The following is a 14170-nucleotide window of genomic DNA, read 5'->3' on the forward strand; positions in this document are numbered from 1 at the left end:
GGGAGGGGCCGTGGGGCGTTGAGCGGACCTCGCCGCAGAGGGGCGTCCGCCGACCCGGCGGACGGGCTGTGGGAGCGTCTCGTCGCGGCCCTGGCGTCCGTGCCGGAACACGAGCGCGACCGTCAGCGCCGGGCCAGTGTCCTGCGAGGCCACAGCGTCGACTCGACCCACCCGCCGACCCATCTGCGCCACGCCTGCCTGCTGATCGGGGAGGCCGTGCCCCCCACGGTCGTGTCCGACGACGAACGGGAGCACCGGATCGCCGGTGAACTCGCGGGCGCCCGTGCGAGAGTGGCCCGGCAGATCCTCCAGGACGGCTACCGCTGAGCTAGGCGGCGGCCAGTTCGCACCAGACGTACTTGCCGGTGTCGCCGCCCTGGCGCAGGGGATGCCAGCCCCAGTCGTCGGCGCAGGCGCGGACCAGGGCCAGGCCCCGGCCCGCCTCCGCGTCGGAGGTGCCCGGCGGGTCGTACGGCGGCGGCACCGGGCTCGCGTCCCAGGCGCCGATCCGCAGCACCCCGCCCCGCCAGGCCAGCCGCAGGGCCGCGGGCCCCTTCGTGTGCCGTACGGCGTTGGAGACCAGCTCCGCCGCCAGCAGCTCGGCGACGTCCGCCAGGCGGATCAGCCCGTGCAGGGTCAGGACCAGGCGGACGGTGCGACGGCAGACGGTGACGGCGCGGGTGTCGTGGGGGATGTGCAGGGAGTAGGTCCAGGGATCGGTTCTGGGCATGGCTGAACTCCGGTTCTGGTGTGGGGAGTCGGGAGTTCGCTGGGGCGCGGGCGGTGGCAGTGTCACATCCGCCGTGGCAGGACGGAGTGGTGCGCTTCCGGGTACCCCGAGGTTCCGCAGCGTGTGCGTCGCGTCACCGACGGTATGGGTAAAATTTGGGCCCGCGCAAGCCGCTGCCGTAATCTTCCCCTCGAAGGTGTCACTGCCCCAGGGCAGTTGGGGCGAGGGAGGAAGCCATGCCGCGCAGACGGCAGCCAACCGCACGCCAGGAGCGCCTGGGCATCGAGCTGCGGAAACTGCGCGAGGCCGCAGGGCTCAAGGCACGCGAGGCTGCCGCACTCGTCGGGTCGGACTCCGCCCAGATGAGCCAGATGGAGTCCGGCATCGCGGGGGTGAGCGAGGAGCGGGTACGAGGTCTCGCGGCTCACTACTCCTGCACGGACGGGGAGTTGATCGAGGCACTGGTGCGGATGGCGACCGACCGGACACACGGTTGGTGGGAGGTGTACCGGGGCCTGCTTCCCACGCCGTTCCTGGACCTGGCCGAGTTGGAGCACCACGCCACGCACCGGCTCGACGTGGAGTTCCTGCATGTCCCCGGCCTCTTCCAGACGGAGGACTATGCGCGTGCCGTCTTCGCGTACCGGGTCCCCCGACTGCCCGACAACGAGATCGAGTTGCGCGTCCGCCATCGAATGGAACGCAAGACCGTCATCGCCGACCAGGCCTCCGTCCCCTACACGGCGGTGATCCACGAAGCGGCGCTGCGCATCAGGGTCGGCGACCGGACAACCGCTCACCGTCAACTGGCGGGCATTCTGGAGCTCTCCGAAGCGGACCACATCACCGTGCGCGTCATCCCCTTCGAACTCGACGGCTTCGCCGGAGCCACGAACGCGATGATGTACGTGGGCGGTGCCGTGCCCAAGCTGGACACAGCGGTACGCGACGCACCGCACGGTGTGGTGTTCATCGACTCCGAGGCACAACTGGGCACTTTTCGAACGCTCTTCCATATGGTGGAGGCTGTGTCGCTCGAACCCACCCGTTCGCGTGACTTCATCCACCGGCTGGCGAAGGAACTGTGAGGTCCGCCGTGACCACCCCCGACAACTGGCAGAAGTCGTCCTTCTCGGGAAGCGGCGACGGCAACAACTGCCTGGAACTGGCCACCACCCCCGGCACCGCCCACCTCCGCGAGAGCGACACCCCTGGCACCCGGCTCTCGACCGCCCCCGGTGCCCTTGTCCATCTCCTGAACCACATAAAGAACAGGACCGAGGGGGAAGGCTGACCCCATGACCGACAAACTCACCGTCAGTGTTCTCGGCACCGGGATCATGGGGGCCGCCATGGCCCGTAACCTCGCGCGGAGCGGGCACCCCCTCCGGGTGTGGAACCGCACCCGCGACAAGGCCGAGCCCCTGGCCGCCGACGGCGCGCACGTCGCGGACACCCCGGAGGAGGCCGTGCGGGGCGCCGATGTCGTCCTGACCATGCTTCACGACGGCCCGGCGGTCCTCGACGTGATGCGCCGGGCCGCGCCCGCCCTGCGCGCCGGGGCCGTCTGGGTGCAGTCCACGACCGCCGGGACCGAAACGCTCGGCGAGCTCGCCGGGTTCGCGGACGAGCACGGGCTCGTCTTCTTCGACGCCCCCGTCCTGGGGACCCGCGCCCCCGCCGAGGCCGGACAGCTGACCGTCCTCGCCGCCGGTCCGAGCGCCGCCCGTGACACGGTGACGCCCGTCTTCGACGCCGTCGGGGCCCGTACGGTGTGGACCGGCGAGGACGGCGCGGCGGGCAGCGCCACCGCGCTCAAGCTCGTCGCCAACAGCTGGGTCCTCGCCGCCACCGCCGCGACCGGGGAGGCGCTCGCCCTGGCCGAGGGCCTCGGTGTGGACCCCGACGACTTCTTCGGCCTCATCGAGGGCGGCCCGCTCGACATGGGCTATCTGCACGCCAAGGCCGCCCTCGTCCTTCAGGACCGGCTGTCTCCGGCCAGCTTCGCCGTCAGCACCGCCGAGAAGGACGCCCGCCTGATCGTGGAGGCGGGACGGCGGCAGGGAGTGCGTCTCGACGTCGCCGAGGCCGCCGCCGAACGGTTCCGCCGGGCCACTGCCCTCGGCCACGGGGACGAGGACATGGCCGCGGCGTACTTCGCCAGCTTCGAGGAGGGGAAGCCCCCGTCCTCGTAGCCCCGATGCCCGGTGGGCCGTAGACCCGCGGGCCTGTAGGCCGGAGGCCCGGAGACCCGTGAGCCCGTGGGCTTCCGCCTTCGTCGTCTCAGCGGGCTCCGTCCGTGCCGCCGTGCGGTGTCTGCGCCGGGATCAGGCCCGCGCGGTCCAGCAGGCCCGTGCGGGCCGCGAGCGCCGCCGCCTCCAGGCGCGAGCCCACGCCCAGTTTCATCAGCACCCGCTGGACATGGGTGCGGGCCGTGGACGGGGCGATGCCCATGCCGGCCGCGATGAGCCGGGTGTCCTCGCCCTCGGCGACCCGCACCAGCACCTCCACCTCGCGGGGCGTGAGCATCTGGAGCAGCCGCTGGCCCTCATCGTCGGGCTGGGCGGCGGGGTTGAGCAGCTCGCTGAAGGCGCCCTGGAGCAGTTGCGGGGCGACCGCCGCCTCCCCCGCCCTCGCCTTCATGATGGCGCGCTCGACGCCCTCGATGCGCTCGTCATGGCGTACGTATCCCGAGGCGCCCGCGGCGAACGCGGCGGCGATCCCGCGCGGGTTCGGCACCGGGCCGAGCACCAGGACCGCCACCTGCGGGCGCTCCCTCTTGATCCGCACCACCGGGTCGAAGATCCCCGGTTCGGCGGGCGTCGCCGTGCCGAGCAGGCACACCTCGGGTGCCCGCGTGATCACCAGCTCCGCCGCCCCCGCGGCGGGTGCCGCCGCGGCGAGCACCCGGTGCCCGCGCAGCTTCAGTGCCGAGGCCAGCGCCTCGGCGAGCAGTCGGTGGTCGTCGACCACCATGAGCCGGACTCCCATCAGGCAACCCCCCAGTCCCCCCAAGCATCCCCACTGGTTCCCCGTGGATTTGGAGCCCCCCGGCTCTCCATCCCCCGGAAGCTACACGCTTGTTCGACGTTGCGCTTCCCCTACTGGAGAGAAGTGCCCCGGAATATCGAAATCCCACCCAATAGGAAGTGATGCGGGGTACGTGTACGGCCCCGGCCCTGAGCAGGGACGGGGCCGTACACGGTGTTTCGGACCGGAGAAAGCAATCCGGAGAAACGATCACCGAGTTCTTTCGGAGATGATCATTTCTGTTTCACCCGAAAGGTGGCGCTCTACTTCGTTCCGAAGGCGATCGCGAGGTACGCCTTGTCCGTCGCGGACGTCGGCTTGTCCGCGTACACCTGGGACATGAACAGCCGGCCGCCGCCGTAGAGGATCTCGGCGTAGTCCGGGAGCATGCTCGACTCCGCGTCCCGGGTGGACTGCGTCGCCGGGTTCTCCATCAGCTTCGTCTCCTTGAAGGAGGCCGCGTCGATGCTGACGATCTGTCCGCCCTTGTCGTACGGCGGCCGCTTGTAGGCGAGGACGTTGGTGCCGTCCATGCGCAGCGGGGTGATGGTGTAGCCGTCACCGGCGTCCGCGCGCTGGCCGGTCTGCTTGCCCGTGGCCAGGTCGAAGGCGACGATCTCGTTGGTCCGGCTGTAGTCGCCGGTGCCGTCGTGCTCCTCCGTCGGGATGTACAGCTTGTCGTTGCCGACGGCGAGGCCCGAGCAGTACTCGACCCTCATGATGCCGTCGCAGCGGGCCGCGTACGTCTTGCCGGGCGCCGAGATCTTCGCCCGCAGCGTGCCGGTCTTGTTGTCGACGGAGAAGAAGTCCGAGATGCCGCTGCCGTCTCCGGCGGAGTCGCCGACGTCGGCGGCCACCACCAGCGGGTCGGTGGAGACGACGCTGGCGTACTCGATGCCGGGCGACATCTTGTACTCGGAGATCACCTTCCCGGACGTCGGGTCGATGGTCTGGATGTGGAGCTCGCGCGTGCTGCCGTACTCGCCGCACTTGCGGACCGCGACCAGCTTGGGGCCGCCGCCGTAGCCGTAGTCGTAGCAGCTGTCGCCCGACTTCGGCTGCCACAGCGCCTTGCCGGTGGAGATGTCGAACGCGCCGCCGCCGCTCGTGCTGCCCGCGGCGACGGTGTTCTGGCTGACCGTCACGTTCTGCAGGCTGATCGTCTGGTCGCCGGACTTGACCGTCCGGGTCCACAGCTTGACGCCCGCGTCGAGGTCGATGGCGGCGACCTGGGAGCAGCCGTGCGAGGGCTCCGCCTTGGTGGGCATGGCGGGCTCGTAGACGATCGCCGAGCGGTCGGAGTCCGTGGTGAAGCGGCTGGCCTGGCACACCGGGCCCGGGAGCTTGATCGTCCAGGTCTTGGCGCCGGTGGCCGGGTCGTAGCCGTTGATCTCGGCGTTGCCGGTCTTGGCGTACACCTTGTCGGTGAGCCAGGAGCCGACCGTGTTCACGCTGCTGATGTCCTTGGGCACGGCCGGCGCGGGAATCTGGAACAGCAGCGAGGAAGCGGTGTTCGCCGGCACCTTCTCCTTGCCGTTGCTGCTCGTCTTCGCGCCGCCCTTGTCGTCACCGCCCTTGCCGCCGGTGCCGCCGGTCGTTCCCGCGGAGTTGTGCTTGCCGTCCTTGCCGGAGTTGTGCGCGTACAGGAAGCCGCAGCCGACGATCAGCGCGATGGCGACCACGGCCGCCACGATGATCATCAGCTGGCTCTTGTTCCCGCGCCCGCCGCCTCCCTGCGGGGGCTGCGGCTGCATCGGCATGGTCGGCGGCTGCGGGTAGCCGTACGGGGCCGGCTGGCCCGGGTAGCCGTAGCCCGGCTGGCCCTGGGGCGGCGTCTGCGGATAGCCGTAGGGCTGCTGCGGGGCGGCGGGCGGGGCCGTCTGGGGGTACCCGTAACCGGGGCCCGCGGCGGCCGGAGGGGGCGTCTGCGGATAGCCGTAGCCCGGGCCCGCGGCGGCCGGAGGGGGCGTCGGCGGACCGAACCCGCCCGGGGCCGCCTCCTGCGCCGGGGCGCCGAAGCCCTGGGGGGCCGGGGGCTGCTGACCCGGAGTCTGCGGACCCGGAGTCTGCGGACCCGGAGTCTGCGGAGCACCGAAGCCCTGCGGGGCCGGGGGCTGCTGGGCCGGCTCCTGGGGAGCGCCGAAGCCCTGCGGGGCCGGGGGCTGCGGGGCGCCGAAGCCCGGCGGCGGGTCCTGCGGCGCCGGGGCGGGGGCCCGCGGAGCGCCGAAGCTCTTCGGAGCCGGTTCCTGCGGAGCCGGGTCCTGGGCGGCCGGGGCCTGCTCGGCGGGAGCCGACGGGGCCGGGGCCTGCTCGGCCGGGGCCGGCGCGGGGGCTTCCGCGTCCGGGCCCGGACCGGAGTCCGGGGCGGGGTCCTGCGGGGCGCCGAAGCCCTTCGGGGGATCGTTCGGCGGCGGGGGCGGCTGACTCATGACGTGACTACCTCGGAATACGAAGGGACGACGGGCCTGTGCGCGTGCGGGGCGCGACGGAACGGGGCGGGGACGCCGGTCACTTGCCGTAGGCGAGCATCAGCTTCTCCTTCGCCTGGTCGTTGCCCGTCAGGCGGGTGGTGGAGATGTAGAAGCGCCCGTCCACGTAGGCGACGGCCTTCGAGTAGAAACCGGCCTCGATGTTCGCGGTGCCCTCCGGATTCTGGAGCAGCTTCACCGGAGTGTGGGAGCCGCCGCCCGTCGGGATCGACACGACACGGCCACCCCCGTCGTACGACGCCTCGACGTAGGCGATGAGGTGCGTGCCGTCCGTCCTCATCGGCAGCATCGCCGCGTCCGCCGGGGACTTGACGCGCCACTTCTCCTTGCCGGTCGCGAGGTCGAACGCGACGATCGCGTTGGGGCCGCTCTTGGCCTCGGTCGGCAGATAGAGCGTGCCGGCGTCGGAGGCGGTGCCGAAGCAGCCCGTCAGATCACGGTCGAGGATCGCGAAGCCGCACTCGGGCGCGAAGCCGTCGTCGCTCTTGAGCTGCGAACGCATGGTGCCGTCGGCCTTGAGCGCGGTGATGTTCGTCTTCTTCTGCGCGTCGTTGGTCAGCGAGAGCACGACCGGGTCCACGGAGTAGGCGTGCGCGACCCGCCAGCCCTTGGGGATCTTCGTCGTCCAGCGGGCCTTGCCGGTGGCCGGGTCCAGTTCCTGCACCTCGTCGTGCTCGGTGTCGGTACCGGCCCCGCAGGCCGAGACGGCCAGCAGCTTGGGACCGCCCGCGAAGCCGGCCGGGTAGCAGCCGGCGCCGTACTTGCGCTTGTCCCACAGCTTCCTGCCGCTGCCGACGTCGTACCCCGTTCCCGACATCGAGCGGCCGACCGTCAGGGTCTTGCCGGTGATGGACAGGTCGACCGAGATGGTGCTGTCGAACAGGGTGCCGTCCGCGACCTTCCCGCTCCAGCCCTTGGCACCGGTGTTCAGGTCGATCTCCTGAAGCTGGTTGCACTTGGCGCTGCTGGTGGAGCCGCTGTAGTACGCGATGACGATCTTGTCGTCGGCCGTCTTCTGCGGGGTGGCCGCGCAGATCTTCTGCGGGAAGGTCAGCGCGGGCCACGTCGGCTTGCCGTCACCGACGTCGAACGCGAAGAGCTGCTTGTACGCGGCCTTCACCGCCGTCTTGCCGGTGATCCACATCCCGGGGGCGTCGGCGCCCGAACCGGGCGCGTCCGGTGCCGTCTTGTACCAGAGGACCTTCGCCTCGCCCGGCTTGCGGCCGGCGTTCAGGTCGTCGTTCTCCTGGCCGCCGTCACCGCTGCCGTCCCCGGGGTTGACCGGGGCGTCCGACGCGGACGCGGACACGGACGGGCCGGCGCTGGGGCTGTGCCGCGCCACGGGCTTCTTGTCTCCGCCGCCGCCGGTGACGGCCCAGACGGTGCCGCCGACGACGAGGAGGCCCGCCACCGCCGCGGCGACGACGAGCGCGGGCTTCCCCTTGAAGGGGTTCTTCGAGCCTCCGCCGGAACCGCCGGGCTGCGGGACTCCGGGCGCCCCGGGCGCCCCGGGCGCCCCCGGGTACGGCGTCTGGGCCGGATAGCCGTAACCCGGCTGCTGCGGATAGCCGTAGGGTCCGGGCTGCCCGTAGGGACCGGGCTGCTGCGGCTGTCCGTACGGGCCCTGCTGGGTGTAGGGGCCGGGCTGCTGCGGGTAGCCGTATCCGGGCTGCGGGGGCGGGGTGTTCTGGGGCGCGGGCGCCTGGGGCGGCTGCGCGGGAGGAGGGGGCGTGCCCTGCGGACGCGGGTCCTGCGGAGCGCCCTGCGGCGCCCCTTGCGGGGTTCCCTGCGGTGGGCCGAAGCCGCCCTGGGACCGCGGGTCCGGCGAGGCGCCGGCCCCGCCCGTCGACGGCTGATCCTGCGGTGCTCCGAATCCGCCCTGCGGCGGCTGACTCGGCGGCTGACTCATCAGCGCGTCCCCCTGTTACCGATGCGACTCCCCACCGTCGGCGCCGGATTCGCGCCTCGTCCGGTGGATCTCAGACTGTTCTGCGACCGCTCTTTCTATCACTCCGGGGGGCGCGGGCAGGGGGCCGGTGCGCGCCCTGTTCCCAAGGGAGGACCGGGCTGTGATGCCGTCGTTACGCGTCTTCACGTGCCCTTCACGCCGGGCGCGCGGGGCGGGTTCGGCGCCCCCGGACCGCCGTCGAGCGGGGCGCTCCCGGCAACTCGGGGGCGCCCGGGGGGACTTGCACGCCCTCGGTACGGGCCGTGCGCGCCGCACGGATGCGCCGGACGCGTGCAGCCGTCACCTTCCGGAGGGCACCGCGCGTCCGGCGGGGGTCACCACCCCTCGGGGACAGGGGCGTTCACCCACGACGCGAGGGGCGTCCGCCCCCGACGCCGCCCGGCCGTCACGCGTCTTCGGCCAGCTCCAGCCAGCGCATCTCCAGTTCCTCGCGCTCGCCCGCCAACTCGCGCAGCTCGGTGTCGAGTTGAGCCACCTTGCCGAAGTCGGTGGCGTTGTCGGCGATCTGGGCGTGCAGCTTGGTCTCCTTCTCGGAGATCTTGTCCAGCTGTCGCTCGATCTTCTGGAGTTCCTTCTTCGCGGCACGGGCGTCGGCGGCCGAGGCGGCCTTGACCGGGGCGGGGGCGGCGGCGAGCACGGTGGCCGCGGCCGCCTCCTCCATCTTCCGGCGCCGCTCCAGGTACTCGTCGATACCGCGCGGGAGCATCCGCAGGGTGGCGTCGCCGAGGAGCGCGAACACGTTGTCCGTGGTGCGCTCGATGAAGAAGCGGTCGTGGGAGATCACGATCATGGAGCCGGGCCAGCCGTCGAGGAGGTCCTCCAGCTGGGTGAGGGTCTCGATGTCGAGGTCGTTCGTCGGCTCGTCGAGGAAGAGGACGTTGGGCTCGTCCATCAGCAGGCGCAGGATCTGGAGCCGGCGGCGCTCACCGCCGCTGAGGTCGCCGACCGGCGTCCACTGCTTCTCCTTGTTGAAGCCGAAGGTCTCGCACAGCTGCCCCGCCGTCATCTCGCGGCCCTTGCCGAGGTCGACCCGGTCACGGACGGCCTGGACGGCCTGGAGCACACGCCAGTTCGGGTCGAGTTCGCCGACCTCCTGGGAGAGGTAGGCGAGCTTGACGGTCTTGCCGGTGACGATCCGGCCCGCGGCGGGCTGCTGCTCGCCCTCGCTGCGGGCGGCCTCGGCGAGGGCCCGCAGCAGGGAGGTCTTGCCGGCTCCGTTGACGCCGACCAGGCCGATGCGGTCGCCGGGGCCGAGCTGCCAGGTCAGGTGCTTGAGCAGGACCTTGGGTCCGGCCTGGACGGTCACGTCCTCCAGCTCGAAGACGGTCTTGCCGAGCCGGGAGTTGGCGAACCGCATCAGCTCGCTCTTGTCGCGCGGCGGCGGCACGTCGGCGATCAGCTCGTTGGCGGCCTCGACGCGGAAGCGCGGCTTGGAGGTGCGGGCGGGCGCGCCGCGGCGCAGCCAGGCCAGCTCCTTGCGGACCAGGTTCTGCCGCTTGACCTCCTCGGTCGCGGCGATGCGCTCACGCTCGGCGCGGGCGAACACGTAGTCGGAGTAGCCGCCCTCGTACTCGTAGACGGCGCCCTTCTGCACGTCCCACATGCGGGTGCAGACCTGGTCGAGGAACCACCGGTCGTGCGTCACGCAGACCAGGGCGGAGCGGCGCTCGCGCAGGTGCTGGGCGAGCCAGGCGATGCCCTCGACGTCCAGGTGGTTGGTGGGCTCGTCGAGGATGATCAGGTCCTGCTCCTCGATGAGCAGCTTCGCCAGCGCGATACGGCGGCGCTCACCGCCGGAGAGCGGGCCGATCACGGTGTCGAGGCCCTGCGGGAACCCGGGCAGGTCGAGACCGCCGAAGAGGCCCGTCAGTACGTCCCTGATCTTGGCGTTGCCGGCCCACTCGTGGTCGGCCATGTCCCGGATGACCTCGTGGCGCACGGTGGCCGCGGGGTCGAGGGAGTCGTGCTGGGTGAGGACGCCCAGGTGCAGGCCGCCGGAGTGGGTGACCCGGCCGGTGTCGGCCTCCTCCAGCTTGGCGAGCATGCGGATCAGGGTGGTCTTGCCGTCGCCGTTGCGGCCGACGACGCCGATCCGGTCCCCCTCGCTGACGCCCAGGGAGACTCCGTCGAGCAGTGCACGGGTGCCGTACACCTTGCTGACGGACTCGACATTGACCAGGTTGACGGCCATTTCTCTCCTGAACAAGGGGGACGATCGACCCTCAAGGGTAGTCCGCGCGGCGCACGTCCCCCGCCGCGCGCTGTCGGCCCCCTCAGCCGCGCACTGTCCGCCCCCTCAGCCGAGCACGGTGGCGCCGGGCGCCGGGGACCGCGTGACCCGGACCGCCCGGCAGGTGCCGGAGTCCAGGAGCACCCGGCCGATGGCGTCCGCGGTCTCCGCGTCGGGCGCGAGATGGGCCGTGGTCGGGCCCGATCCGGAGACGAGCGCGGCGAGGGCGCCGGCCGCCCGGCCCGCGGCGAGGGTGTCGGCGAGGGCCGGGAAGAGGGAGAGGGCCGCGGGCTGGAGGTCGTTGGTGACGCTGCGCGCGAGGGCGTCCGCGTCCCCCTTGGCCAGCGCGTCGAGGACGTCCTGCGAGGCGACCGGCTCCGGGACGCGCACGCCCTCGTTCATCCGGTCGAACTCGCGGAAGACCGCCGGGGTCGACAGACCCCGCTCGGCCATCGCGAACACCCAGTGGAAGGTGCCGCCGACCTCGAGGACCCGCAGCCGCTCGCCCCGTCCGGTGCCGAGCGCCGCCCCGCCCACCAGGGAGAACGGCACGTCGCTGCCCAGCTCGGCGCAGATGTCGAGGAGTTCCTCGCGGGAGGCGTTCGTGCCCCACAGGGTGTCGCAGGCGAGCAGCGCGCCGGCGCCGTCCGCGCTGCCCCCGGCCATACCGCCCGCGACGGGGATGTCCTTGGCGATGTGGAGGTGGACGGCGGGGTCGATGCCGTAACGGCGGGCGAGTTCCAGGGCGGCGCGGGCCGCCAGGTTCGTACGGTCGAGGGGCACCTGGGCGGCGTCGGGGCCCTCGCAGGTGACGCTCAGCCCGTCCGCCGGGGTGACCGTCACCTCGTCGTACAGGCCCACCGCGAGGAACACGTTGGCCAGGTCGTGGAAGCCGTCGGGGCGTGCGCCGCCGACCGCGAGCTGGACGTTGACCTTGGCAGGGACGCGTACCGTCACCGTCTCCGTCACGGCTGGGTCGACTCCTCGTTCTCGGTGGCGTTGTGGGGAGCGGCGCCGTCGTGGTCCGCCGCGGCGCGGTTCTCGGCGATCCGGACGAACTCCTCGACCGTCAGCGACTCGCCGCGGGCCTGCGGCGAGATCCCGGCGGCGACGAGCGCGGCCTCGGCGGCGGGGGCGGAGCCGGCCCATCCGGCGAGGGCGGCGCGCAGCGTCTTGCGGCGCTGGGCGAAGGCGGCGTCCACCGCGGCGAACACCTCGGCCTTCGTGGCCGTCGTGCTGATCGGCTCGGGGCGCCGGGTGAGCGCCACGAGACCGCTGTCGACGTTGGGCGCGGGCCAGAAGACGTTGCGGCCGATGGAGCCGGCCCGCTTCACGTCCGCGTACCAGTTCGCCTTCACGGAGGGCACGCCGTAGACCTTCGAGCCGGGCGGGGCGGCGAGCCGGTCGGCGACCTCGGCCTGGACCATCACGAGGGTGCGCTCGATGGTCGGGAACGTGTCGAGCATGTGCAGCAGGACGGGCACGGCGACGTTGTACGGGAGGTTCGCGACCAGCGCGGTCGGCGGCGGCCCCGGCAGTTCCTTGACCTGCATGGCGTCCGAGTGCACCAGCGAGAACCGGTCGGCCCGCTGGGGCATACGGGCCTCGACGGTCGCGGGGAGCGCGCTCGCGAGGACGTCGTCGATCTCGACGGCGACGACCCGGTCCGCCGTCTCCAGCAGGCCGAGCGTCAGGGAGCCGAGGCCCGGGCCCACCTCCACGACCACGTCGTCGGGCCGCACCTCCGCGGTCCGCACGATGCGGCGCACCGTGTTCGCGTCGATGACGAAGTTCTGGCCGCGCTGCTTGGTGGGCCGTACGCCGAGGACGGCCGCGAGTTCGCGGATCTCGGCGGGGCCCAGGAGGGCGTCGGAGGTGGGGCTGGTCACGAGCCCAGGGTACGGGGGGCCGGGCCCCGGCCGTGCAGCCATGGCCCGCCGTGGCGGTGCGGACCACGCCGGGGCGGCCCGCGCCGGCCCGGTCGTGCCGGGGGCGGCCCGTGCCGCCGGGCCCGTGACCGGGTCAGCCGTGCAGGCGTGGCCCGCAGTGCGGCCAGGGGCTCGTCCCTCGGCGTACGTACAGCTTCTTGGCCCTGCGGGTCTGTTCCGCGGCCGGGGCGTCCTGGGGGCGCCCGGTGCCTCCCAGCTTGTGCCAGGTGTGGGTGTCGAACTGGTAGAGGCCGCCGTAGGTGCCGGAGGGGTCCACGGCGGCGGGCCGGCCGCCGGACTCGCACGCGGCGAGGCCCTCCCAGTTCAGGTGGTCGGCGCCGCCGGGGGCCGGGGGGTGCGGCTTCGTGCCGACCCTGACCGTCCGGGTCTGCGGCTGCCGCACCACCTCGGAGCCGACGAGCCGGGGTCTCTGCCGGACGCCGTTGACGGTGCGCAGGGTGTACGTCAGACGCCGCGCCCCGTACCGGCCCGGGTGCTCGACGACCTCGACGCCCTTGAACAGCGAGGCGTCGTCGGCCCGCCGCACCTCGAAGGGGATCCGCTCCTCGCGGACCTCACGGCTCCCGGTGACCCGCAGGACGGTGACCGTCTGCCCGTCCCGCGGGAAGCTCCCGGCCGGCACGGAGGTCGTGTCCTGCCCGCGCAGGGTGACCCCGGCCTCCTGGATCGCCTCCGCGACGCTCGCGGCGTTGGTGCGGATCGTCCGTGCCCGGCCGTCGGCCATGACCGTGACCGCGCGTTCGGTGCGGACGTGGAGCTCCAGTCCCTCGCGCCCGATGCGCCGGGAGCGCGAGGCCGAGAGGTAGGCGCCCTCGGCGCGCACCCCCAGCTGGCTGAGCGCCCCCTCCACGGTGTGCGCGGTCGTCCACACCCGGCGCCGCTCCCCGTCGATGGTGAGGTGCACCGGGCGTCCGTAGCGCACCGCGACCTCGTCCCCGCTGGCCAGGGCCGTGCCGGGGGCCGGCGCGACCATGTCGTGCGGGCCCACCTTCACGCCCTCGTCGGCGAGCAGTTCCGTCACGTCGCCGGCGAAGGTGTGCAGGGTGCGGGGTCTGCCGTCGACGCTGAGCTCGATCGCCTTGTCGTTGGCGACGAACGCGGAGGTGCCTCCGGCGAGGAAGGCCACGACCAGGGCCTGCGGCAGCAGCCGCCGCAGGGAGTCCGGACGCTCGGAGACCCGCCTGCGCCGCGCCCCGCGTCGCGCCCCGGCCCGCCCGGCACCGGGATCGGCGCCCTCGACGCCGGGCGCGCTGCGGGTGCCGGTGCCCTCGGGGTCGGGCTGCGGGCGGGTCAGCCGGGGTTCGGTCGGCGCGTCGGGCGCCACCCGCACGGCACCCGCACGGCGCACGCCGGACGCGGAGTGGAGGGGGGCCGGCGGCACGTCCGGCACCGGGGGCGCGGCGGGCGTCGGGGGGACCGGGCGCCAGGACTCCGGGGTGCCCCCGCCGTAGGGCCCGTAAGACGGATACGGGACACCACCCGGATGCCGCTCCTGCCCGGAGCCGTACGCCACCCCTCCGGGGAAGCCCTGCTCTGAGCCATGGGGCGGGTGCCCGGACGGGGCCGAATACCCGGAGCGGCCGTCGTACCCGTCATGGGCGGTGCCGGCGCCGTGGCCGGCGTACGCCTCGTGGTCCGTGTGCGCCGGGGGGCCGTCGGCTTCGTACGTCCAGGCGCCGCCGTACGCCGCGTGACCGGGGTGCGCCGCGTGTTCCGGGTACGCCCCCGGGGCGGCCCACGGCGTGGTGGGCGGGCCGAAGACGCCGGACGGCC

At 73.1% G+C, this 14170-nt stretch carries 12 protein-coding genes; 4 read left to right on the top strand and 8 right to left on the bottom strand.

The features are described from left to right. Nucleotides 1-18: 18 nt before the first annotated feature. Nucleotides 19-327, top strand: coding sequence for a hypothetical protein (locus ACFWI4_RS30590; protein WP_387202772.1), 309 nt, complete (start codon nt 19-21; stop codon nt 325-327). Between the two features lies 1 nt (nt 328). Here the strand turns inward: ACFWI4_RS30590 and ACFWI4_RS30595 are convergent, their stop codons facing one another. After that, a complete protein-coding gene (locus ACFWI4_RS30595; RefSeq protein WP_387202775.1) occupies nt 329-730 on the bottom strand; it encodes an ATP-binding protein in 402 nt (133 codons plus the stop codon). A gap of 236 nt (nt 731-966) precedes the next feature. On the opposite strand from ACFWI4_RS30595, the gene ACFWI4_RS30600 reads away from it, so the two are divergent. Genes ACFWI4_RS30600 through ACFWI4_RS30610 form a run of 3 tightly spaced genes read left to right on the top strand, consistent with a single transcriptional unit; the run spans nt 967 to nt 2925 of the window. Next, a complete protein-coding gene (locus ACFWI4_RS30600; protein ID WP_387202778.1) occupies nt 967-1818 on the top strand; it encodes a helix-turn-helix domain-containing protein in 852 nt (283 codons plus the stop codon). A gap of 8 nt (nt 1819-1826) precedes the next feature. Beyond that, nucleotides 1827-2024 (top strand): DUF397 domain-containing protein, encoded by a 198-nt coding sequence (locus tag ACFWI4_RS30605; protein WP_387202781.1) that lies wholly within the window; start codon nt 1827-1829, stop codon nt 2022-2024. A 4-nt stretch (nt 2025-2028) separates the two neighbouring features. Next, nucleotides 2029-2925, top strand: coding sequence for an NAD(P)-dependent oxidoreductase (locus ACFWI4_RS30610; RefSeq protein WP_387202784.1), 897 nt, complete (start codon nt 2029-2031; stop codon nt 2923-2925). Between the two features lie 88 nt (nt 2926-3013). On the opposite strand, the gene ACFWI4_RS30615 is transcribed toward ACFWI4_RS30610, so the two are convergent. From ACFWI4_RS30615 to ACFWI4_RS30645, 7 genes are all read right to left on the bottom strand, one after another. Beyond that, nucleotides 3014-3721: a LuxR C-terminal-related transcriptional regulator gene (locus ACFWI4_RS30615; RefSeq protein ID WP_385395580.1), complete on the bottom strand. Its 708-nt coding sequence runs from the start codon at nt 3719-3721 to the stop codon at nt 3014-3016. A gap of 302 nt (nt 3722-4023) precedes the next feature. Further along, nucleotides 4024-6189, bottom strand: coding sequence for a PQQ-binding-like beta-propeller repeat protein (locus ACFWI4_RS30620; RefSeq protein ID WP_387202788.1), 2166 nt, complete (start codon nt 6187-6189; stop codon nt 4024-4026). A 79-nt stretch (nt 6190-6268) separates the two neighbouring features. Beyond that, nucleotides 6269-8158, bottom strand: coding sequence for a PQQ-binding-like beta-propeller repeat protein (locus tag ACFWI4_RS30625; protein ID WP_387202791.1), 1890 nt, complete (start codon nt 8156-8158; stop codon nt 6269-6271). 445 nt (nt 8159-8603) lie between these two features. Continuing rightward, entirely contained in the window at nt 8604-10409 is a 1806-nt protein-coding gene (locus tag ACFWI4_RS30630) for an ABC-F family ATP-binding cassette domain-containing protein (protein ID WP_387202794.1), read from the bottom strand. A 105-nt stretch (nt 10410-10514) separates the two neighbouring features. Continuing rightward, on the bottom strand, nt 10515-11417 hold the full coding sequence (locus tag ACFWI4_RS30635) for a 4-(cytidine 5'-diphospho)-2-C-methyl-D-erythritol kinase (RefSeq protein WP_385395571.1): 903 nt from the start codon (nt 11415-11417) through the stop codon (nt 10515-10517). Next, complete coding sequence (rsmA, locus tag ACFWI4_RS30640) at nt 11414-12337, bottom strand: 16S rRNA (adenine(1518)-N(6)/adenine(1519)-N(6))-dimethyltransferase RsmA (RefSeq protein ID WP_387202798.1); 924 nt, start codon at nt 12335-12337, stop codon at nt 11414-11416. The genes ACFWI4_RS30635 and rsmA overlap by 4 nt, the downstream gene beginning before the upstream one ends. Before the next feature lie 133 nt (nt 12338-12470). Beyond that, the gene (locus ACFWI4_RS30645) at nt 12471-13910 is read right to left on the bottom strand and encodes a ubiquitin-like domain-containing protein (RefSeq protein ID WP_387202874.1); all 1440 of its coding nucleotides are present in this window, start codon (nt 13908-13910) and stop codon (nt 12471-12473) included. Between the last annotated feature and the right edge of the window lie 260 nt (nt 13911-14170).

The organism is Streptomyces sp. NPDC127038 (genome assembly GCF_042725875.1).
Classification (GTDB): domain Bacteria; phylum Actinomycetota; class Actinomycetes; order Streptomycetales; family Streptomycetaceae; genus Streptomyces.

Bases quoted from the DNA above. Each gene is read 5' to 3' on its own strand.
- ACFWI4_RS30595 (WP_387202775.1), bottom strand. From the start codon at position 730: ATGCCCAGAACCGATCCCTGGACCTACTCCCTGCACATCCCCCACGAC.
- ACFWI4_RS30600 (WP_387202778.1), top strand. From the start codon at position 967: ATGCCGCGCAGACGGCAGCCAACCGCACGCCAGGAGCGCCTGGGCATC.
- ACFWI4_RS30610 (WP_387202784.1), top strand. From the start codon at position 2,029: ATGACCGACAAACTCACCGTCAGTGTTCTCGGCACCGGGATCATGGGG.
- ACFWI4_RS30615 (WP_385395580.1), bottom strand. From the start codon at position 3,721: ATGGGAGTCCGGCTCATGGTGGTCGACGACCACCGACTGCTCGCCGAG.
- ACFWI4_RS30620 (WP_387202788.1), bottom strand. From the start codon at position 6,189: ATGAGTCAGCCGCCCCCGCCGCCGAACGATCCCCCGAAGGGCTTCGGC.
- ACFWI4_RS30625 (WP_387202791.1), bottom strand. From the start codon at position 8,158: ATGAGTCAGCCGCCGAGTCAGCCGCCGCAGGGCGGATTCGGAGCACCG.
- ACFWI4_RS30630 (WP_387202794.1), bottom strand. From the start codon at position 10,409: ATGGCCGTCAACCTGGTCAATGTCGAGTCCGTCAGCAAGGTGTACGGC.